14 protein-coding genes are annotated in these 20,205 nt (G+C 60.8%); 11 read left to right on the forward strand and 3 right to left on the reverse strand.

Annotation, left to right across the window (positions count from 1 at the left end):
• Positions 1-3 precede the first annotated feature (3 nt).
• Positions 4-2,034: an NYN domain-containing protein gene (locus tag HD883_RS27760; RefSeq protein WP_257022304.1), complete on the reverse strand. Its 2,031-nt coding sequence runs from the start codon at positions 2,032-2,034 to the stop codon at positions 4-6.
• Positions 2,035-2,363: 329 nt separating this feature from the next.
• Here HD883_RS27760 and HD883_RS18840 point away from each other — a divergent pair, with 329 nt between their 5' ends.
• The 7 genes from HD883_RS18840 to HD883_RS18870 all read left to right on the forward strand — a co-directional run bounded on the left by HD883_RS18840 (position 2,364) and on the right by HD883_RS18870 (position 11,817).
• Entirely contained in the window at positions 2,364-3,545 is a 1,182-nt protein-coding gene (locus HD883_RS18840; RefSeq protein ID WP_179582633.1) for an ABC transporter substrate-binding protein, read from the forward strand.
• Positions 3,546-4,069: 524 nt separating this feature from the next.
• Positions 4,070-5,605 carry a glucosamine inositolphosphorylceramide transferase family protein gene (locus HD883_RS18845; RefSeq protein ID WP_257022305.1) on the forward strand — a complete coding sequence of 512 codons (1,536 nt, stop codon included), beginning with the start codon at positions 4,070-4,072 and terminating at the stop codon, positions 5,603-5,605.
• 217 nt (positions 5,606-5,822) lie between these two features.
• The gene (gene otsB / locus HD883_RS18850) at positions 5,823-6,569 is read left to right on the forward strand and encodes a trehalose-phosphatase (protein ID WP_179582629.1); all 747 of its coding nucleotides are present in this window, start codon (positions 5,823-5,825) and stop codon (positions 6,567-6,569) included.
• 16 nt (positions 6,570-6,585) lie between these two features.
• The gene (gene otsA, locus HD883_RS18855; RefSeq protein ID WP_179582620.1) at positions 6,586-7,953 is read left to right on the forward strand and encodes an alpha,alpha-trehalose-phosphate synthase (UDP-forming); all 1,368 of its coding nucleotides are present in this window, start codon (positions 6,586-6,588) and stop codon (positions 7,951-7,953) included.
• 69 nt (positions 7,954-8,022) lie between these two features.
• Positions 8,023-9,072 (forward strand): helix-turn-helix transcriptional regulator, encoded by a 1,050-nt coding sequence (locus tag HD883_RS18860; RefSeq protein ID WP_179582618.1) that lies wholly within the window; start codon positions 8,023-8,025, stop codon positions 9,070-9,072.
• A gap of 81 nt (positions 9,073-9,153) precedes the next feature.
• Positions 9,154-10,773 (forward strand): NERD domain-containing protein, encoded by a 1,620-nt coding sequence (locus HD883_RS18865; protein WP_179582616.1) that lies wholly within the window; start codon positions 9,154-9,156, stop codon positions 10,771-10,773.
• 291 nt (positions 10,774-11,064) lie between these two features.
• Complete coding sequence (locus HD883_RS18870; protein ID WP_179582614.1) at positions 11,065-11,817, forward strand: helix-turn-helix transcriptional regulator; 753 nt, start codon at positions 11,065-11,067, stop codon at positions 11,815-11,817.
• A gap of 78 nt (positions 11,818-11,895) precedes the next feature.
• Here the strand turns inward: HD883_RS18870 and HD883_RS18875 are convergent, their stop codons facing one another.
• Positions 11,896-12,540, reverse strand: coding sequence for an FMN-binding negative transcriptional regulator (locus HD883_RS18875; protein WP_179582612.1), 645 nt, complete (start codon positions 12,538-12,540; stop codon positions 11,896-11,898).
• A 139-nt stretch (positions 12,541-12,679) separates the two neighbouring features.
• On the opposite strand from HD883_RS18875, the gene HD883_RS18880 reads away from it, so the two are divergent.
• From HD883_RS18880 to HD883_RS28035, 4 genes are all read left to right on the forward strand, one after another.
• Positions 12,680-13,168: an HIT family protein gene (locus HD883_RS18880; RefSeq protein ID WP_218863093.1), complete on the forward strand. Its 489-nt coding sequence runs from the start codon at positions 12,680-12,682 to the stop codon at positions 13,166-13,168.
• 812 nt (positions 13,169-13,980) lie between these two features.
• Positions 13,981-15,366, forward strand: coding sequence for a PIN domain-containing protein (locus HD883_RS18885; protein WP_179582610.1), 1,386 nt, complete (start codon positions 13,981-13,983; stop codon positions 15,364-15,366).
• Positions 15,367-15,866: 500 nt separating this feature from the next.
• A complete protein-coding gene (locus HD883_RS18890) occupies positions 15,867-16,409 on the forward strand; it encodes a hypothetical protein (protein WP_179582606.1) in 543 nt (180 codons plus the stop codon).
• Positions 16,410-16,542: 133 nt separating this feature from the next.
• Positions 16,543-17,250, forward strand: coding sequence for a restriction endonuclease (locus HD883_RS28035; protein WP_179582604.1), 708 nt, complete (start codon positions 16,543-16,545; stop codon positions 17,248-17,250).
• A gap of 378 nt (positions 17,251-17,628) precedes the next feature.
• On the opposite strand, the gene gyrB is transcribed toward HD883_RS28035, so the two are convergent.
• The gene (gene gyrB, locus HD883_RS18900; protein ID WP_373563440.1) at positions 17,629-20,025 is read right to left on the reverse strand and encodes a DNA topoisomerase (ATP-hydrolyzing) subunit B; all 2,397 of its coding nucleotides are present in this window, start codon (positions 20,023-20,025) and stop codon (positions 17,629-17,631) included.
• Positions 20,026-20,205 lie beyond the last annotated feature (180 nt).

Here is a 20,205-nt window from a genome sequence, read left to right on the forward strand (position 1 = left end):
GTTTCAGCCTTCCTTCGGTTTACGGGGGAGGCGGCTGCGTGCAGGCGTGGGGCGAGGCGATTTGCGGGCAGACTTGGCCGCGCGTTTGGCGGGCGCGGCGGTATTGCCGGTGTTATCGCTGTCGCCATCGCCATCGCCATTGCCACTGCCACCTCCGTTGTCGGCAGCAGCCAGCACCGAACCTGCCCCGCCTTCCACCGACTCCGGCATCCCCGGCGTCGACGACGCATCCGACGACGGCGTTGTCTCGGCAGTGTTCCGGCGACGCTGCGCGTTGCGGCCCGGACGGCGGCCTACCGGTGCGGGCGACTCGTCCATGCCCATGCGCACGCCTGCCGCACCGCCCGACACATCGGCATCGGCCTGCGAAAACGCGGGCGCATCCGCAGATGCCGAGGAATCTGGTGCAACGTTGTCGGGCGCAGCAGCGCCAGGTGCATCGGCATCGAACAAGGTCGGATCCGCGGCATTTCCTGACGTCTTGGCCGCAGCCCCGGCCTTGCGGCGACCGCGTGGCTGGCGGCGATTGGCGGACGGCGCGCCCGCAGCGTTGTCCGAGCCTGCTTCACCGTTCATGCTGTCGCCGTTGATGGCGTCCCGGGTCCGTGAAGCATCGGGGCCGGCGTCATCGGTTCCTGCAGCATTGAAGCTCGCACCCTCCATGCCATCGGCACCCGCATCAGCACCCCTGGCAGCACCCGCATTGTCCGCACGTGCCCGGTTGCCTCGCCCCGAACTCGCCGGCGCACGATCCGCCTGCTCGTCGTCCAGATCCTCATCGTCATCCGCAAACCGGTAATCCGACTGCACCGGCTCCGACCGCGCATCGCCGCGCCCGGCGTTCCGGCGAGCATCGAACGGATCGTCCACAAGCCCGTCGTCATCATCGTCCCGCGACCGCGCCGCTTCCTGCAAGGCCTCCGCATCGAAGCGCACATCGGGCAGCGGGTGACCGGACCCCACGGGCTTGTCCACCACGGGCTCGGTCAGATCGTGCGACACAAAATTCGCGGCCATGGCATCGCCGCCGTCCTCGAACAGGCCCGGCGTGTCGCTGTCATCGCGACGTTCATTGCGGCGGCTGCCGCGACCGCGCCGGCGCGACTCGCCACGAGCCGGCGACTCATCCGACCCGCCTTGCCCCCCTTGCGCCTCGCCCTGCGACGGCGCATCCATCAACGCCCCGCTGGCCGACGTGCCGGCGCCATTGCCGCGATACACGAAGGTGCCCGACTTGTCGTCCCGGCCCACTTCCAGCAGGCCGCGCGACTGCGCTTCTTCCAGCAGATTGCCAAAGGCCCGGAAGCCGTAATAGGACTCGTTGAAATCGGGCTTGCGGCGCTTGATGGCTTCCTTGAGCACCGACGCCCAGATCTTCCCGCTGTCGCCCCGCTCGGCCACCAGGGCTTCGAAGGTCTCGGACACGATCTCGACCGCCGTCGTGCGGCGCGTATCGGCATCGTCGCGGCGTTTCTTGGCCGGTTCGTCGTCGCGGGTGCGGCGGGCGGGCGCGGCCTGAACCGCACGCGTCTCGCGTTTGGCCGCGGCGCGCTGGATCTCGCGGACCAGATCGTCGTAGAAAATGAATTCATCGCAATTGGCGATCAGCAGGTCCGACGTGGACTGCTTCACGCCCACGCCGATCACCTTCTTGGCGTTTTCGCGCAGCTTGGACACCAGCGGCGAAAAGTCCGAATCGCCACTGACGATCACAAAAGTGTCGACGTGCGACTTGGTATAGCAAAGGTCCAGCGCGTCCACCACCAGGCGGATGTCGGCCGAGTTCTTGCCGGACTGGCGCACATGGGGAATCTCGATCAGCTCGAAATTGGCCTCGTGCATGGTCGCCTTGAAGTTCTTGTAGCGGTCCCAGTCGCAATAGGCTTTCTTGACGACGATGCTGCCCTTGAGCAGCAGGCGTTCAAGCACCAGCTTGATGTCGAACTTTTCGTATTGGGCGTCCCGCACGCCGAGGGCGACGTTTTCGAAGTCGCAGAACACCGCCATGCTGACGTTGTCTTGGGATGAGGTCATAAGGTATCCATTAAAAGGCGCGGCCGGAAGTCGACACGGCTCAGGCGCTTCCATCATAGCCATTACGGCAAAAGGCAGCCGCAAGCGATCGCAACAGCGCCCGTGCCGGCACCGGGCCGACGCGCTGGCAAGCGTCCTCGCCCTCTCGGCAATGCCCTGCGGAAACCCACGGGAAATCCCCCGACATATTCGGGTTTACATCCTGGGGATTCCCCCTGGAAACCCGCTACGATTCCGCCAGAGCCTGCTCAGGCGAATTCCTGCGCCTGCCGCGACGTGCGATGCCGTAGCGCGCGCCCGGCTCCCCCTACCTGTTTTACGGAGACCTCATGAATAACAAACGCACTCTGCTCAAACTTGCCGCGGCCATCACCGTGATGGGCGCCGCCGGCCTGCCGGCCCATGCCCAGGCCCAGGAGGTCGTCAAGATCGGCCTGATTCTGCCCATGACAGGTCCCTTTGCATCCACCGGCCGCCAGATCCAGGCCGCCGCCCGCCTGTACATGGCGCAGAACGGCTCGACCGTGGCGGGCAAGAAGATCGAACTGATCGTGCGTGACGACGCCAGCGTGGCTGACACCACCAAACGCATGGCGCAGGAACTGGTCGTGAACGACAAGGTGAACGTGCTGGCTGGCTTCGGCCTGACGCCGCTCGCGCTGTCGACCGCGCCGATCGCCACCCAGGCCAAGGTGCCGATGGTCGTGATGGCCGCCGCCACCGCCATGATCACCGAGCAGTCGCCGTACATCGTGCGCACCGGCTTCACGTTGCCGCAAGCCACGCTGGGCATCGCCCAATGGGCGCCCAAGAACGGCATCAAGAAAGTCGTGACCCTGGTGTCCGACTATGGTCCGGGCATCGACGCGCAGGACTCCTTCAAGAAGGTGTTCACGGCCGGTGGCGGAACGATCGCCGAAGAAATCCGCGTGCCCGTGCGCAACCCGGACTTCGCCCCGTTCCTGCAACGTGTGCGCGACGCCAAGCCCGATGCCGTCTTCGTGTTCGTGCCGTCGGGTGTGGGCGCGGCGTTCATGAAGCAGTTCGCCGAGCGTGGTCTGGACAAGGCCGGCATCAAGCTGATCGGCACTGGCGACGTGACCGATGACGATCTGCTGAACGACATGGGCAACGCCGCCATGGGCGTGGTCACGTCCATGAACTACACGGCCGCCCTGAACACGCCGGCCAACAAGGCCTATGTGGATGCCTTCGGCAAGGCCAACAACGGCCTGCGTCCGAACTTCCACAGCGTGGGCGGCTATGACGGCATGCACGTCATCTACGCCGCGCTGGCCGCCACCAAGGGCGATGCGAAGGGCGACGCGCTGCTGGCCGCCATGAAGAACCTGAAGTGGGACAGCCCGCGCGGTCCGGTGATGCTGGACGGCGCCACGCGCGAAATCGTCCAGAACATCTATATCAGCAAGGTCGAGCGGGTCAACGGCGCGTTGTACAACGTGCCGTTCGACAAGATCGAAGCCGTCAAGGACCCGGCAAAAATCAAATAATTCCTCGTCCTGCTGGCCGTCCTTCTCCGGGCGGCCAGCCCCGCCTCTCGTTCCACCTCGCGAACAAATACCCCAACTTTTAAGACTATCTTCCGCTCAGCGCGAAACCCGCGTCAGTGCAGGTGTTGAGCTGTACGCTGCGTGGATATTCAGTTTAGATTCAGCCGCGTTCATTGCGTATCTCATCCCAACCTCCTCCCCAAACGGCGCTCGTCCAAAACGACTGATCCGTAGCCATCCGCTAGGCGATCCGTGGGATTGCACCGACGTTCGCCCTAGCCCGATCGCACGCTGGCTTCACAGGGGTTCCGGGCGCAGCATGACCCCACTTGCCGACATCACCGAATGCCGGGCCCGAACCACTGACAACCTGCGTAAAGACAGGGGTAAGCCTTCAAGGGGGCGTCATGCACACAACAGGAACACGGAAACGTCGGATCGGTCTACTCATAGACCGCATCGACCAACCGGGCTGGATTCGCGATCTGGCTGTCCGATTGTCCGAAGATCCGGACACCGAAAGTTTGACCCTGATACTCGCGGAGTATCAGATCAATGAACTGCCCAAGAACACCCTGTCGGACAAGCTGTCCGACTTGGCGCTCGGCGCATTGCAGCGCGCCGAATCGCACTTGCTGAACGCGGCCGAAGTGCAGCTGTTCCATCGCGAAGACATGCGCCCTCAGGTTCCCAATGCACGGGTTCGCGGTCTGGTCGTGACGCCGTCGGCCACTTCACCCCGTGAGTGGACCACCGACGACACGCGACAGCTGCGCGCCTCGGGCGAATTCGATCTGGTGCTCGTGCTGGGCATGCCGATCGTGCGGGGCGATGTCGTCACCATGGCGCGCCTTGGCGCCTGGACCATCCAGCATTCCGACATGTCGCTCGCTACCGATCGCCATGCAGGCTTCTGGGAAGTGCGCGGCGCCCGCGACCATTCGACCCTGTCCATCGTGCGCCTGGGCGCCGATGCCGGCAGCGACGAACGTGTCGTCTCGCGCAGCTTCAACACCGAATTCTATTGGCTCAAGAACAAGGCCCGCGCATTGAGCCTGGGCAACCTTGCCCTGCTCGACGTGCTGGCCGAACTCGACACCGCGCCCGCTGCGCAGCCCCGCATGTCGCGTGCCCCCGCGCCGCATGCGCTGTCCAAGCGCACCCGGCAGGCGCTGAAGCCAGGCTGGCAGATCGCCGGTTACGTCACGCGTCAGTCGTCGGTCATGGCCGGCATGCTGATGCGTCGCTACCAGAAGAAAGATGTCGTGTGGCGCGTTGCGCTCACCAACGGCACGCCCACCGGCGCGATCCCGGCCACGCTGCGTCCACCCAAGGGCCGCTTCTTTGCCGACCCCTTCGTCTATACGCATCAAGGCCAGCCGTACATTTTCTTCGAGGACTACGCATTTGCAGAAGGCCGCGGCAAGATCTCGGCAGCTGTCTGCAAAGACGGACAATTCGAGTTCCTGGGCGTCGTGCTGGACCTGCCCTATCACCTGTCGTTCCCCTTCCTGTTCGAACATGAAGGCGAGCTGTACATGTTGCCCGAGACCTGCGGCAACCGCACGATCGAACTCTGGCGCTGTACCGAGTTCCCCTTGAAGTGGGAACTGGCGACGACGCTGATGAGCGACATCTCGGCCGTCGACACGATCCTGTTTCCGCACGACAAGCGCTGGTGGATGCTGACCAATATCGACCGCACCAACAACAGCAGCCACAGCGACGAACTGTTCGCCTTCTATGCGGATTCGCCCACGTCGACCGAGTGGACGCCGCATGCCTTGAACCCGATCGTCTGCGATCCCGACAAGGCCCGCAACGGCGGCATCATCATCGCCGAGAACGGCGACATCGTCCGCACGGCGCAATACCAGGGCTTCTGCCATTACGGCAAGGGCCTGTCCTTGAACCGCATCGTCGAACTTACCCCGACCACGTATCGGGAAGAAAGCGGCGCGGTGCAATATCCGGACTTCGTCAAGGAACAGCACCCGTCGATGCATCACTTCCATCGGCACGGCGGGTATGCGGTATTCGATTTCGGATTCAGAGAGTAGGGTGGCCAGCGCCACGTTCGATGGCGCATCGGCACCCTGACTTTCAGCTCGGCTCGCTCCAGGCCGGCACAGGCAGCAATGCCTTTGCCGGTCCTTTTTATTGGGGCGGCGCAGGGCTACGGTCGAGCCAATCCGGGACCGCATCGGCAACAGGATCCCAGCAGTCTGTTACCGAGCCTTAAACCTTCCTTACGTTCGTGCGCGCATAATCGCAAGCATGCACCAACTGCCTACTTCCATTGACGGTCTGGCGCTATTCCTCGATTTTGACGGCACCCTAGTCGATCTCGCACCGCGCCCAGACCTCGTCCACCTGCCCGACCCCGTGCGCCATTCGTTGCGCAATCTTGCTGCACGAACCGGGGGCGCCCTGGCGCTCGTCTCGGGACGTCCCATCGCTGAAATTGACCATTACCTTGCGCCCCTGCACCTGCCCGCCGCGGGCCTGCACGGGGCCGAGCGACGCAGCCTGGACGGCACCGTCCGCCGCTTTGATGTCGATCGCGAAGCAGTCGCCGTCATGCGCCACGCCGCGCAGGCCTTTGTGAATGCCACCCCGGGATTGCTCCTTGAAGACAAGGGCATCGGCATCGCCATCCACTACCGCCAGGCCCCCGAACATGCCGACGCCGTGCGCAGGCTGGCGATCACGCTGATCGCGCCGCGCCGCCGGCACTTCACGGTGCAGCCCGGCAAGATGGTGGTCGAAATCAAACCCCGCGGCCTCGACAAAGGCAGCGCCATTGCCGCATTCATGCAGGAAGCCCCGTTCGCCGGACGACGCGCCGTCTTCCTGGGCGACGACCTGACAGACGAAAAAGGCTTTGCCACGCTGCGCCGCCTCGACGGCATCAGCGTCAAAGTCGGCGAAGGCCCGACCATCGCCCCCTGCCGCCTGCCAGACGTCGCCGCTGTTCATCATTGGTTAGCCGACCTCGCCGCACACGCGCCGTCAGCCCACTAAAAAAAGGAGAAACACCATGGGCCGTCTGGTCATCGTTTCGAATCGGGTGGCATCGATCACCCCCGGCAAAGCGTCCACCGGCGGCCTGGCCGTCGGCATCGGCGACGTCCTCGGCAAAGCCGGCGGACTCTGGTTCGGCTGGAACGGCGAAACCTCGCCGCAGTCCCCGGAACAGGTGCAAGTCACCGAACACGGCAACATCACCCTGGCCACGATCGGCCTCAGCCGCAAAGATTACGAGCAGTATTACCTCGGTTTCTCGAACAACGTTCTGTGGCCCGCCTTCCATTACCGCAGCGACCTGATCCGCTACCAGCGCGACGAATACGAAGGCTACCAACGCGCCAACCTCTGGCTGGCCGAAAAACTGTTCCCCCTGCTCAAACCCGATGACATCATCTGGGTGCACGACTACCACCTGATCCCCATGGCCGCCGCCTTGCGCGCCATGGGCGTCAAAAACAAGATCGGCTTCTTCCTGCACATTCCCTTCCCCACCCAGCCCATCCTGACCTGCATCCCGCCGTCGTCAGAACTGCTGCGCGCCCTGAGCCACTACGACCTCGTCGGCTTCCAGACCCCCAGCGACCGCCAGGCCTTCGTCGACTGCCTGACCCGCGAATCCGGCGCGCGCAAACTGGACGAAGACAACCTGCAGATGGAAGATCGCGTCGTCCGGTCCGGCGTCTACCCGATCAGCGTCTACCCCGACGAAATCGAAGACCAGGCCCACACGGCGGCCAGCAGACGGCATCTGCGCCGCCTGCGCCAAAGCCTGCTCGACCGCAAACTGATCATCAGTGTCGACCGGCTGGATTATTCCAAAGGCCAATTCGAACGCTTCCGCGCGTTTGAAAAACTGATGGAGATTCAACCTTCGCACCGCAGCGCATTATCCATGGTGCAGATTGCCCCGCTGTCCCGGTCCGATATCAAGACCTACCAAAAGATTCGCCACGACCTGGAAGGCGAAGCCGGGCGGATTAACGGCCGATTTGGGGATATTGATTACACGCCGATTCGTTATATCAACCGGAATTACGAGCGCAGTACCTTGATGGCGTTTTTCCGGGGCGCGCAGGTGGGGGCGGTCACGCCGCTGCGGGACGGTATGAATCTGGTCGCGAAAGAATATGTCGCGGCCCAGCATCGGGATGATCCGGGCGTGTTGGTGTTGTCACGGTTTGCGGGGGCGGCGGCGGAGTTTGACGGTGCGCTGCTGGTGAATCCGTATGACACGCTGGGGATGGCAGAGGCCATGCACCGGGCGTTGACCATGCCCAAGGAAGAACGGAAGGAACGGCATGCGTCCATGCTGCAGCAGTTGAAAACGAATGATCTGGGCGCGTGGTGGAGAAGGTTTCTGGGGGATCTGGCGGTTTAAGGAAATGCCAGTTTGAGCTAGCATTCATGTAACGAATACTTACTGAACCTGCTGCGCTCTTTCTGACCCATGGCCAAAGCCTCGATACTGCGCGAAAAACTGCTCTCCATTCTCCCGCTGGTGGAAGACGAAACCACCAATACCAGCGGCATGTCGATGAGTGAGATTACCCGGCGGCTGGCGATGCATATGGCCGAAGTGCCGTCGGATCGCCATATTCGCCGGGCGCTCCTGGACATGACCGACGCATTTGGCTCGGTCGGCAGCACGCGGTCCACCAAGTGGTACCGCACCATCTCGCGCCCGCAGGCCGAGATCAGCAATATGACGGTCAACGTCGCCATGGCAATCAACGCGGTGCGCCGCGTGGCCGCCCACCACCTTCCCGGGGTGGTATGGGAAGACCTGGAAAAGACATTCCATATCGCCGACCGGTATCTGGCGAGCCATTCCGGTTCGCCCGATAGCGAGCGAGGGCAGGCCTGGTCGCGCAAGACCCTGCGCATCGACGGCAGTCAGCCTGTCGTGCTGCCCAAGGTCGATCCCGGTGTCTACAAGGCTGTCACCGAAGCCCTGTTCTACGACCGCCAGCTTGTCTTCTCGAATCGCCCGTTTGGCGAAGAGCAGCCCAGCGCACGCACCTACACCATGACGCCGCTGGCTCTGGTGGACCGGGCAGGGGTGCTGTACCTCGTGGCGTGGGGCAGTCGGCGGCCCGGGCAGCGCTTCCTGTTCCGCATGGACCGCCTGTCGAATGTCCGGATATCCGAACACGCCGGCGAACCCGACCCGACCTTTGACCTGCACGATTATGTGATGAACGAAGAAGCCCTCAACTTCGGGTCCGACGACGACATCGAGATCCAGCTGTTCGTGTGCGAGCCCCTGCGCACCGACGGCAAGCCCCGCCGCCATCCCCTGCGCGAATTCCGCCTGTGCGAAGACCAGCTTGCCGAAGATGCCGACGGCGGCTTTCTGCTGCGCGCCAAGGTCAAGCCGTCGGTCATGCTCTGGCAGCTGCTGCACAGCCACGCGTCGTCGGTCGAAGTGATTGCGCCAGACTGGATACGCAAACGCTTTCGAGACGAAGCGCTGATGCTGGCGGACCGTTACCGCTGATCAGCAGTGTGCTGACGGTTTGCGCCGGTTCGATCCTTTCGATTGCTTGATCAACCCTCTTTGCTCTTCAGGTGTTTTCCCATGGCGCGTATGTTTCCCAGCGATACCTCGTCCGACCCCCGCGCCCGTGCAGACGGCGGCCTGCGCCGGGAACTCGACGTACTCGAGCGCCTGGAACTGGCACTGAGCAATGACTACAGCATCTTCCACAGCATCGACTGGGTGTCCGTCCATGCGGGCCACGAAACGCGCGGCGAGATCGACATCATCGTCATGAACGCCGGAGGCGATCTGTTGATCCTGGAGGTCAAGGCAGGCCAGGTCGAAGAGGCGGACGACTCCCTGTACAAGCGCTATCCCACCGCCCGCAAAGACATTGCCGCCCAGTGCCGCAAGCACTACACCGCGCTGCGCGGGCGTCTCAAGCAAGCTGATCTGGGCACCCACGTCAGGCAGCTTCTGGTGCTGCCCGACCATCGAATGGTGGGGCAAGGGTCCGCCGCCTTGCCGCGTGAACGCATCATCGACGCCGACCAGATCGATGACCTGCACCGGCATATTGCCGACCTCATGCCGGCAGGCTTTCCCACCGAACGCGCCGACAACGTCCGCAGCTTCCTGTTGAACGAGTTCAAGGTCGCGCGATCATTGGGTGTGTTTCGCAACCAGTTGGCCCAGGCCAGTCATCGGTTGGCCAGCGGCCTGGCGACCTGGGTGCCGCGGCTGTACACACCGAATGGACTGTTCTGGATTCAGGCCACCGCGGGATCGGGCAAGACGCAACTGGCACTGCGCCTGCTCGAAGACGCCGCCGCAGCCGGGCGCCAGGCCCTGTACGTCTGCTTCAACCGGCCGCTATCGAACGAAGTCCGCCGGCTCGCGCCTGCGAGTGCGATCGTTGCCACCTTCCACGAGTTGGCGCGCACCTATTGCGCAGGCATCGGCGCCGTCGGCACCGAGCTGGACTCGCAAGACGAATTCAACCGCAACGCCGAACGGTACGTGGCCGACGCATCCACCTTCACGGCTCTGTACGACGTCCTCATCATCGACGAAGGCCAGGACTTCCACCCGGAATGGATCACCTGCCTGCGCCGCCTGACCCGTGTCAGCGGCACGACCCACGTGCTGGAAGACACCGACCAGCGCCTGTACCGCACCCAACCCATCGCGCTGCCCGACGCCACCCGCCTGACCTGCACCGACAACTTCCGCAGCCCCCGCGCCGTCGTCGACACCATCAACGCCTTTGGCCTGGCGGACCACAAGGTGGTTGGCGTCAGCCCCTACCTAGGGGACACGCCCGACTTCATCGCGTGCGCCACGCCCTCTGAAAAAGAAGTTGCAGTCGTCAACTGCATCGACCGCTACCTGGCCGACGGCTACAGCCGCAACGACATCGTGGTGCTGAGCTACGTCGGCCTTGCCAGGTCGCCGTTGTTCCAGAGCGAGTCCTTGGGCAGCTATCCCTTGCACCAACCCGGCACGCCGGTGAACGACGACGCCATCTCCTGCGACAGCATCTACCGCTTCAAGGGCTGCTCGTCGCCCGTCGTCATCCTGACCGACGTGGACTTTTCAAGCGTGACCACCACCGACCGCCGCAAGCTATTCGTCGGCCTGACGCGCGCAACGATGGCCGCGGCCATTGTCATGACACCCGCCGCCGCGCAAGCGTTGACCGCAGTGCTCGACGCATAGGGCAGGACCTTCCTGACGGTTTAGCCAGTTAGCGAGCGGCGGGGTGTTCGTGATTTGCGGCTACAAGAAAAGCGACCTTCCTCGCTCTGTCGTTCTCGGTAGCTGATCGCGCTGCCACTTCAAACGCAGTCGATCGGCGCCGTCGCAATTTCCCCACGTCGTCGGCATTCATTCGATCGCTCATCATTCGTCCGCGAAATGTCCGAATGCCACTCCAGAATGGTTGCATCCGCCAACGACACCCGGCTTGACGCCAGGCCCATGTCCGCAGCCAATCCACCCTGGAGCCCCATGGCCAAACTGATCCTCATCGAAGCACAGCCCCTGATCCGCCTGGGCATGGCCGGCGTCTTGCAGCCGCTGAACGACGACGCGTTCCTGCAGTCCTGCGGCCCCCACGACCCCGAACGGGCCGCCCTGGCGGGCAGTGCCCCCGACATCATGATCTACGGCATGTCGGGCGATGGAACCTACGATTGGGCCCACCTCCACCACGCGCAGCAAGAGATCGCCCCCCGCCGCGTCCTGCTCCTTCCCGACACCGTCACGCACGACCTGCTGCGCGACGCGCATGCCAACGACACCATCGCCGGCTGCGTCGCCAAGAACGCCACGCCCGCCGAGATCAAAGCGGCGATCATGATGATCGATGCGGGTGGGGAGTGCTTTCCACGGTGCCGAAGAAGGGTGCTGAATGATGGTGGGCCGGTGCGGCGGTCAAGGTCGGGTGCGGGGGGTGGCACCGGTTCGGTCTTTCATGACACACGCTGGCCGGTCGAGGCCGGATCCCCTGAACGTGCTCAATTGCAGTCCATCGCGGACCAGGCCGACGCGCTGGACGTGACGCCGCGCCAATTCGAAGTCCTGTCGCTGCTGGCCAAGGGCCACCCGATCAAGACCGTGGCCCGGCGGATGGAGATATCGGTAGCGACGGCCAAGACGCATGCATCGTCGCTGTATCAGCGGCTAGGGGTGACCAACAAGACGCAGGCGGTGTACGTCGCGCGGCAACGCGGCGTTCAGTTTGATGAGCCGCCAGCCTGAGCGTCCGGATCGACATGCGCTCATTCAGCCGGCAACCGCTGAACGAAGCTCGAAGTACGACGGCGGCGGCGTGTAAGTTCAGCCCTTGCCGGCCTTGTCGGACGCGCAACCGAGCATCGCATTGCCAACGACATCGCTTCCTTGCGCCACCAACGTCTTACCAGCGTTCTCGATATCTCGCACCTCTCGGTTCTGACTGAGCTTGAACTTCCCCACCAGCCGAGTCACCTCAATCTCGATACCGACAATTGCCTTGAGCCTCATGTCGATATAGTCCTTGTCACCATCGCTCATCTTCCAAGGCACAGGCTGCGACGCTTCATGCGTCCGGGTCAGCCGGCCCACCATGCCCCGGACATAACGCTCATCGTCGCGGATCGTCACGCGGCCGTGCACGTGCGCCACCATGTAATTCCAGGTGGGCACCTGCTTGTGAAATTGGTGCTTGCTCGGGTACCACTGCGGAGAGATGTACGCATCCCCAGCCCGGAAGACCACCAGCACGTCATCCCCATCGGCAATGTCCTGCCAAACCGGGTTATCGCGGGCGACATGCGAATGCAACTTACCTAGTGCGCCTTCGCTGGCGTTCAGTTCGAAAGGCAGATGATTCGCATCGAGACCACTTTGCCCGTGAGTGAAGAGCACCCCTAGCGGATGGTCGGCAATCAGCTGGTGAAGCACTTCTGGACGGGGTTCGTCGAAGTGGGCTGGGACGTACATGGATGTCGCCTTGATCAGAGAGGGTCAATGACAACTGTCACTCATCGTTGAGTGTAGACAACGAAGGCTGCGTAGAACGCGTATTGATAACGATTTTCCAGACCCCTACCATTTCCACCCTACGCGCCGTAGACCTTGAATGATAGCCCTGGACAAAATGTCTTCTAAAAATATGAAAAGCTGCATTTTCTGCCAGATCGCACAGGGAGAGCTCCCAAGCCACAAGATATGGGAGGATCACAACCACCTGGCCTTTCTCTCCATCTTTCCGAACACGCCTGGATTTGCTGTAGTCATAACCAAAGCACATCGACCCAGCTATGTTTTTGAGCTCAAGGACGAGGAAATTTCCGAACTGATGCTGGCCGCGAAGCAGGCCGCATTGCTACTGGATGCAGCCTTCGACGATGTGGGACGGACCGGGTGCATGATCGAAGGATTTGGAATAGACCATGCCCATGTGAAACTATTCCCGATGCACGGCACGACAGCAGATTGGCGACCAATCAAATCAAACGTCGATAAGTACTTTCATAAGTATGAGGGGTACATGTCTTCGCACGATCACGCCCGTGCGGATGATGAGGAATTAAAGCTTCTCGCTCAACGTATCCGAGCAATCAAATGAGCTTGAGCTTGGGCGGGAGTAGAAATAAAGAGACCGCCTTGCGGCGGCCTTGATGACTCCAAGTATCTCAGGAACAGACGCTCTTCCCCGAGTTCCTAACGCTCTGTAGGGTTCCGCTCCACCCCATAACGTGCACATATATAAATCAACGAGTTAGTGCATTGTAATGGGACGCATAAACTACTTCGTCCCCATTTTTCTGGATTTTCCTAGTTGAAGCGATGATGATCCAGATCCAGAACAAAAGAACCTACGATTTTAGAGCGTGCCGAGATAGGTATCTAACATGGTGGTGATCGACACTAATGACGGCTTTCGGCGGTGCAGCAGTCATTCGGCCTCGCGGGCAGTGGTTCAACCGTCAACAGACCGTCGAATGTCTGCTGCTCGAAGCTCCGAACTGACTGTCTCGCCCCGTAGCGGCCAGTGGGCATCGCGGGCCTGCTCTCGCGGGGCGGTCTGTCGGCGCTTCAAGCCCTGGGCCCACCTCGGTATCGTCGAGCGCCGGCCACTCAACAGCCAAGCAGGCCGCGCCCTGCCTGGACCTAGCTGCGGGCCGCCACGCTGGCCTCGCCCTCGCTGGCCGGCCTGGGCGGTATCTCGTCAGAAAAGTAGGAACGCCTGGCCATCGACCCGCCCCTGGTGCTGGTCGGCGACGAAAAAACTACTCGTTGCCTCAGGACGGAGGACGCGGGCAGCCGGCGGTGTCAGCCGTATCCGCTGTGACAGCGACACATTCACCAACTGCCGTAGTTCGCAACAGCTCGTAGAGCCTTACACTCCGACTACTTTAATTGCGGCACACTATCTCAATGAGCATCAACTGGCAGCAGTATCCGGTCGTCGCGTTCATCGACTCGAACGTTGCCCTTGAGTGTTCCGCACTCGGCGGGCTACCTTGGAAAGAGATCAGTGCAACCGGCCCCATCCTAATTCTGGTAGTACCGACGGTGATGCAGGAGGTGGACTCCAAGAAGAACCATGCGCGGCTTTCAGATCACGCCCGACGCTTCAATCGGACGTTGCGGCCTTTGCTTGAAGGCCAGTCCACCGTACTAGTTAGAGAGTCGCCAGCACCCCTGGTAGAGATCGCGCTGGCCGACTGCACACGCGTTGATTGGGAACAGTACCCCGAGCTTGACCGAGACGAGCCGGATGCGCGCGTGGTAGCGCAGGCAATGTCTGCCCAAGGGCCTTCCCCGGATGCACGTGTGGTAGTTAGCCAAGACATTCGTCCACTCCACCTTGCGAAACGCCATGGACTGAACATTCATCAGGTCAGCGAAACCTGGCTTCGCCCGAAAGAGGTTTCCGAGGCCGAGAAGAAGGCTGCCAATCTTCAGCGTCAGTTGAACGCGATGAAAGACCGCGAGCCCCAGCTTTCACTGCATCTGAGTACAAGCCAACCCTCCGTGGATGTGCACCGAATTCAGGCTTTGTCGCCTGACGAGAGGAGAGCTATTCAGGAGACCATCATCCGGCTAAGTCCCTTGCCGGAGCAGGAGCGCTCGGGGTTCACTTCAATCATGAGCGACTATGACCATACTTTGGACGAGCGCTATACAGAGTGGGAGCGCAACAAGGTCCCTCGCTTCGTTCGTGATTACGAGCGGAAGATCGAGCTGAACTACGGGCAGCTCAAGATTCGCTTCCGGATAGAGAACATGGGCCAGGTGCCGGCGGAGTCCTTGCTCATACGCATGACAGCAATGGGAGGGTGGTTCAACAAGAGGTATGTGTTGGCCAGTCCTTCAGGGCCTTCCGCTCCGAGGCCAAAGCGGCGGTCTCTGATGGACTTTCACATGCCGCGCACGCTGCACGACTCTATCCGCTCGATGGCGCAGCCAGGGAAGCACGAGTTCGTGGTGCTCGATGATCCAAAACGGTGCCTAGAGGTGCAGATTGCATGCGAGGACTTCCGCCATGGCCTGGAGTACGAGTACGCTGTCATTGGTTGGGCAGACCCGCACGCGGACGAATTCCGCATTGACGCTGTCGTCACGGCGGCGAACCTGTACGGCGAAGCCAAAACATCTATCGTGGTGCCGAGGAACGTCAAAGACAGCTCGGTCGCGGACGTGATCGATATGGGCACGATGCGCTTCAAACAACCGCCTGACGTAGTTGGCCATCTTGAAAAGGCAATCAGTGCACGGGACTTCTCGGCCTTTGAATTCGATGGATCCCGAGAGGATTGACCGAAGGTGCTCACGAAGATGACAGAACGTGCCCAGCGGCTAGATGAGCGCTTTCAGCACCTTCGGCTGCGGTTTGCTCCATTGCTCGCTGCACAGCAAGCCAATTGAACTGCCGGCAGTCAGATGCCGAACGCACAAGTGAGCGCGTTCTTGGTCGGTGTACATCGAAAGATAAAGCCAGTTTTCCCAAAAAGCGGACGTTTGACGTCGACCGCTGCTGGCCGAGAACTTCATTTCATTCATGTGCCCGAAAGCAGTCACCGGCCGATTTACTGTTCGCATCGAACGCCAGCTATCGTAACTTATTAGAACGTACACATCCGGCCAAGAACGGTTGTTCAGGTCGTTCACCAGAAAGCAGACATTGCCTCTAAGCCCCTTGAGGGGAGAGTTCCTTCGATATACTTGTCGCAAGCAAAGCAAGGAAATATGACACAACATTTTCCAGTGAATTTTCGGTTGTAAATGCTAGTGAATATGGATGGCATGAGGCATGCGCTATGAATGACATTGAAGGGATCGAAAAAGCTGTTGCCGCACTTCAACCGCATTGGCAGGAAATTGAGGCTGATTTCCGGTACCACAATGAACGATTCCGTAAGTTGCTCGCCGTCGATCATGAGCCCATCGGGCGGATTCTTCGTGCGCACTTGGTGATCGAAAATTTCCTCGACATATTCCTGACGATTTTCTACGTGATAGAGGAGTTCGATGATCTGCGACTGACATTCGCGCAGAAGGCAAAGCTGCTTCCATCGAGACGCTCGAGCGCGGCATTCGTAAGGCCCGGAATCATTCAGTTGAATGCGATTCGAAACAAATTCGGGCACGAGATTGATCACTCAATAGAGAACCACAATTTGAGCTCAATCTATGAAGTTTTGAGGCACGCCAGACCTAACGTAAAATTCCCATCGCAGATTGAGGCTATCGAAGGTTTTGCTGCCGTGGCTTGTGCCTTTTTGTCAGTACCACCGAAGCACTTGCAAGGACTATTCATGAAAGCGTTCGCCGAAGTCCGTTCATTCAACCCGGCCGCCTAACTGGGCGGTCAAGCGGATGCCGACGGCTAACGCTTTTGGCGCCCTTCGCGCTCCGGTGCCACTAATATCATGCGTAGAGCGTTTCAGAACGCACCCCTGTTTCCCGTTCGTTTTCAACAAGGAGCAAGCGGCCATGGCGGCAGATTGGAGCGAGTATCAAGAGAAAGCCGCTGAATTCTTTCGGTCGCTCGGACTCGAAGCGGCCACGAACGTCACAATCAGGGGGGTTCGTACAAGTCACGATGTTGATGTTCTCGTGAAATCGCGACACGCCGGCTTCGAAGTTACCTGGATTGTCGAGTGCAAACACTGGCAGTCTCGGGTAAGCAAGCTTCACGTTCTCGGCCTCCGAGAGATTGTTGCTGACACTGGCGCAGATCGCGGGATTCTTCTGGCTGAAAATGGATTTCAGATCGGTGCAGCGGAAGCAGCCGCACTGACGAATGTACACCTGACCTCGCTTTCCGAATCCCAGCATGAAGCAAGCGCCGAGATTTTTGGCATGCGCCTCACGGAACTCAATGACCGTATCGAAGTATGCCGGGAACGGTATTGGGACATCCCAAAGTACGTTCGAATCGAACATGGACTACGTCCAGACGTCTCGGAAGATGGCTATTCTGGCGCGGCATTTATATCGCTAGCAGAAGATGTCTTACGAAAGGCGTTCCGAGGAAAATATCCGTTTGAAACTGATTACATGTGGAGGCATGCCGCGCGGGGAGTACCCTCAGCCATTAATTCGGTTGAGGAGGTAGTTGCGCTACTCGAGCCGATGATTCATGAACTGGAATCTAAACTCGACCACTGCGCGGCAACAATGGCAATCGCAAATGAATAAGCTTTGCTAGGACTTGCCGCTTCAGTGGGATGTCCGACCCATCGTTCTCGCCGGCCTCGAACGATGACAGTCTGCTTTCTGCCTAGCCACCGGCCGAAATGAGTCGGAACCAGACGTCCATTGCTTCGAGTCACGAGTTCGAGCTGCTCAGTTCCGTCCCTAGCCATTGGCAATACTCTGAGAATCCGTTGGTACTAACTTCCTGCGCTTGGCAGTATCTCTAAGAACTACGATTGCCGTGAATGCGATCGATATGACTAGAAATCAAAGCCCCAAAAGCTCGCTAAGCTCGAAACAAAAGAGGCCGCCCCGCGGCAGCCTCTCTAATACATCTAACTCATTCGGGATAAATCTAACTTCCCGTGGGACCCCACAAACTCAAATATCAATATTCCCCGCCATCAACGCATGCTTCTCAATAAACGCCCTGCGTGGCTCAACATGATCCCCCATCAGCGTAGTAAAGATCTCATCCGCTGAAATAGCATCCTCGATCTGCACCTTCATCAACCGCCGAACAGTAGGATCCATCGTCGTTTCCCACAGCTGCGCAGGGTTCATCTCGCCCAGACCCTTATACCGCTGTTTGGAAATCGACCGTTCCGCTTCGGACCGCAGCCAGTGCATGACTTCGCGGAAGTCATTCACGTACATCTCCTTGGCCTTCTCGCCTTCACCGCGAACGATACGACCGCGTTCCCCGATCAAGCCCTGGAACGTTTCCGCGGCGTGATGAAGAATGCCGTAATCCGACCCGGCAACGAAGGCTTCGTCGATCACGCTGACGCGGATGTTGCCGTGGTGGTTGCGGTGGACTTCCAGGCGCCATTTTTCGGCGGCCTCGTCGTACTTGGCGTACACCTGCACCACGCCGGGCAGTGACGGGTTTTCCAAGGCGGCTTGCAGGCGTTCGGCGGAGGCCGTGGCGGCGGCTTCGTTGGTGACGTCCACGACTGTGCCTTGAACGATGGCGCTCAGGGTTTTTTCGTCGATGAAGCGGGTGACACGCGCGATGACGGCGTCGGCCAGGTTGTACTGGCGTGCCAGTTCCGTGAGGGCGTCGCCGGCGATGGGGTCGGCGCCTTCGGTCGGGTAGAGCTTGGCGTCGCGCAGGGCCAGGGTCAGCATGAACGCGGTTTCTTCTTCTTCGTCCTTCAAGTACCGTTCATCGCGGCCAACCTTGACCTTGAAGAGCGGTGGCTGGGCGATGTAGATGTGGCCGCGTTCGATCAGCTGCGGCAGCTGACGGTAGAAGAAGGTCAGCAGCAGCGTGCGGATGTGGGCGCCGTCGACGTCCGCGTCGGTCATGATGATGATGCGGTGGTAGCGCAGCTTGTCGATGTTGAAGTCTTCGGCGCCGATGCTGGTGCCCAGCGCGGTGATCAGCGTGGCGATCTGTTCGGACGCGATCAGTTTGTCGAAGCGGGCTTTTTCAACGTTCAGCACCTTGCCGCGCAGGGGCAGGATGGCCTGGAATTTGCGGTCGCGGCCCTGCTTGGCCGACCCGCCTGCGGAGTCGCCCTCCACCACGTAGATTTCGGACAATGCCGGGTCTTTTTCCTGGCAGTCGGCCAGTTTGCCGGGCAGGCCGGCGCCTTCGAGCACGCCTTTGCGGCGGGTCATTTCGCGGGCCTTGCGGGCGGCTTCACGGGCGCGCGCGGCTTCGACGATCTTGGCGCACAGGGCCTTGGCGTCGATCGGGCGTTCCTGAAGCCACGTGTCGAGCGCGCGGCCCACGGCGTCTTCGACCGCGGGGCGCACTTCGCTCGAGACCAGCTTGTCTTTGGTCTGGCTGCTGAACTTGGGGTCGGGCACCTTGACGGACAGCACGCAGGTCAGGCCTTCGCGCATGTCGTCGCCGGTGGTTTCGACCTTGGCCTTCTTGGCCATTTCGTTCTGTTCGATGTACTTGTTCAGCACGCGAGTCATCGCGGCGCGCAGGCCGGTCAGGTGGGTGCCGCCGTCGCGCTGCGGAATGTTGTTCGTGAAGCAGAGGACGCTTTCGGTGTAGCTGTCGTTCCACTGCATCGCGATTTCGACGCCCACGGGCACGCCGCCGGCAGCCGATTCCACGGCAACGTTGAACACGTTCGGGTGCAGCACGGTCTTGGCGCGGTTGATGTAGTCAACAAAGCCTTTCACGCCGCCGCTGAACGCAAAGTCTTCTTCCTTGCCCTGACGCTGATCGACCAGCTTGATCTTGACGCCGTTGTTCAGGAACGAGAGTTCGCGCAGGCGCTTGGCCAGAATTTCGTAGTGGAATTCGACGTTCGTGAAGATGCTGACGTCGGCCAGGAAGTGCACCTCGGTCCCGCGTTTTTCGGTCGGGCCGACCTTGGCCAGCGGTTCGACGCGCGCACCTTGGCGAAATTCCATCTTGTAGACGTCGCCGTTACGGTAGATGGTCAGGCGCAGCCATTCGGACAGGGCGTTCACGCAGGACACACCCACGCCGTGCAGCCCGCCCGAGACCTTGTACGAGTTCTGGTCGAACTTGCCGCCGGCATGCAGTTCGGTCATGACGATTTCGGCGGCGCTGCGCTGGAATTCGTCGTCCTTGTGAATGTCGGTCGGGATCCCGCGGCCGTTGTCGGTCACGGAAATGGAATTGTCGGTGTGGATGGTCACGACGATTTCGTCGCAATGACCGGCAAGCGCTTCGTCGATCGCGTTGTCGACCACCTCGAACACCATGTGGTGCAGGCCGGTGCCATCGGACGTGTCGCCGATGTACATGCCTGGCCGCTTGCGCACGGCCTCGAGCCCCTTCAGCATCTTGATCGAATCGGAGCCATAGGCATCCGATGCGCCAGCGATGTGGGCATTGATCGCCGTGTTCGACGTCAGGTGGCTGTTATCCGTGTCGCCAGTTTCCGGCGAAGTGTTCTGTTCGGTCATAAGCGTGTAAACCATCCACACTGCCGAACCCTGTGACACCGGGCCCGGCAGTTAAAA

It is taken from the genome of Pigmentiphaga litoralis (assembly GCF_013408655.1).
In the GTDB taxonomy this organism is placed as follows: domain Bacteria; phylum Pseudomonadota; class Gammaproteobacteria; order Burkholderiales; family Burkholderiaceae_B; genus Pigmentiphaga; species Pigmentiphaga litoralis_A.

Excerpts from the sequence above, each read along its gene's own strand:
- HD883_RS27760 (WP_257022304.1), bottom strand. The coding sequence starts at position 2,034 with ATGACCTCATCCCAAGACAACGTCAGCATGGCGGTGTTCTGCGACTTC.
- HD883_RS18840 (WP_179582633.1), top strand. The coding sequence starts at position 2,364 with ATGAATAACAAACGCACTCTGCTCAAACTTGCCGCGGCCATCACCGTG.
- otsB (WP_179582629.1), top strand. The coding sequence starts at position 5,823 with ATGCACCAACTGCCTACTTCCATTGACGGTCTGGCGCTATTCCTCGAT.
- otsA (WP_179582620.1), top strand. The coding sequence starts at position 6,586 with ATGGGCCGTCTGGTCATCGTTTCGAATCGGGTGGCATCGATCACCCCC.
- HD883_RS18860 (WP_179582618.1), top strand. The coding sequence starts at position 8,023 with ATGGCCAAAGCCTCGATACTGCGCGAAAAACTGCTCTCCATTCTCCCG.
- HD883_RS18865 (WP_179582616.1), top strand. The coding sequence starts at position 9,154 with ATGGCGCGTATGTTTCCCAGCGATACCTCGTCCGACCCCCGCGCCCGT.
- HD883_RS18870 (WP_179582614.1), top strand. The coding sequence starts at position 11,065 with ATGGCCAAACTGATCCTCATCGAAGCACAGCCCCTGATCCGCCTGGGC.
- HD883_RS18875 (WP_179582612.1), bottom strand. The coding sequence starts at position 12,540 with ATGTACGTCCCAGCCCACTTCGACGAACCCCGTCCAGAAGTGCTTCAC.
- HD883_RS18880 (WP_218863093.1), top strand. The coding sequence starts at position 12,680 with ATGATAGCCCTGGACAAAATGTCTTCTAAAAATATGAAAAGCTGCATT.
- HD883_RS18885 (WP_179582610.1), top strand. The coding sequence starts at position 13,981 with ATGAGCATCAACTGGCAGCAGTATCCGGTCGTCGCGTTCATCGACTCG.
- HD883_RS18890 (WP_179582606.1), top strand. The coding sequence starts at position 15,867 with ATGAATGACATTGAAGGGATCGAAAAAGCTGTTGCCGCACTTCAACCG.
- HD883_RS28035 (WP_179582604.1), top strand. The coding sequence starts at position 16,543 with ATGGCGGCAGATTGGAGCGAGTATCAAGAGAAAGCCGCTGAATTCTTT.
- gyrB (WP_373563440.1), bottom strand. The coding sequence starts at position 20,025 with ATGCTGAAGGGGCTCGAGGCCGTGCGCAAGCGGCCAGGCATGTACATC.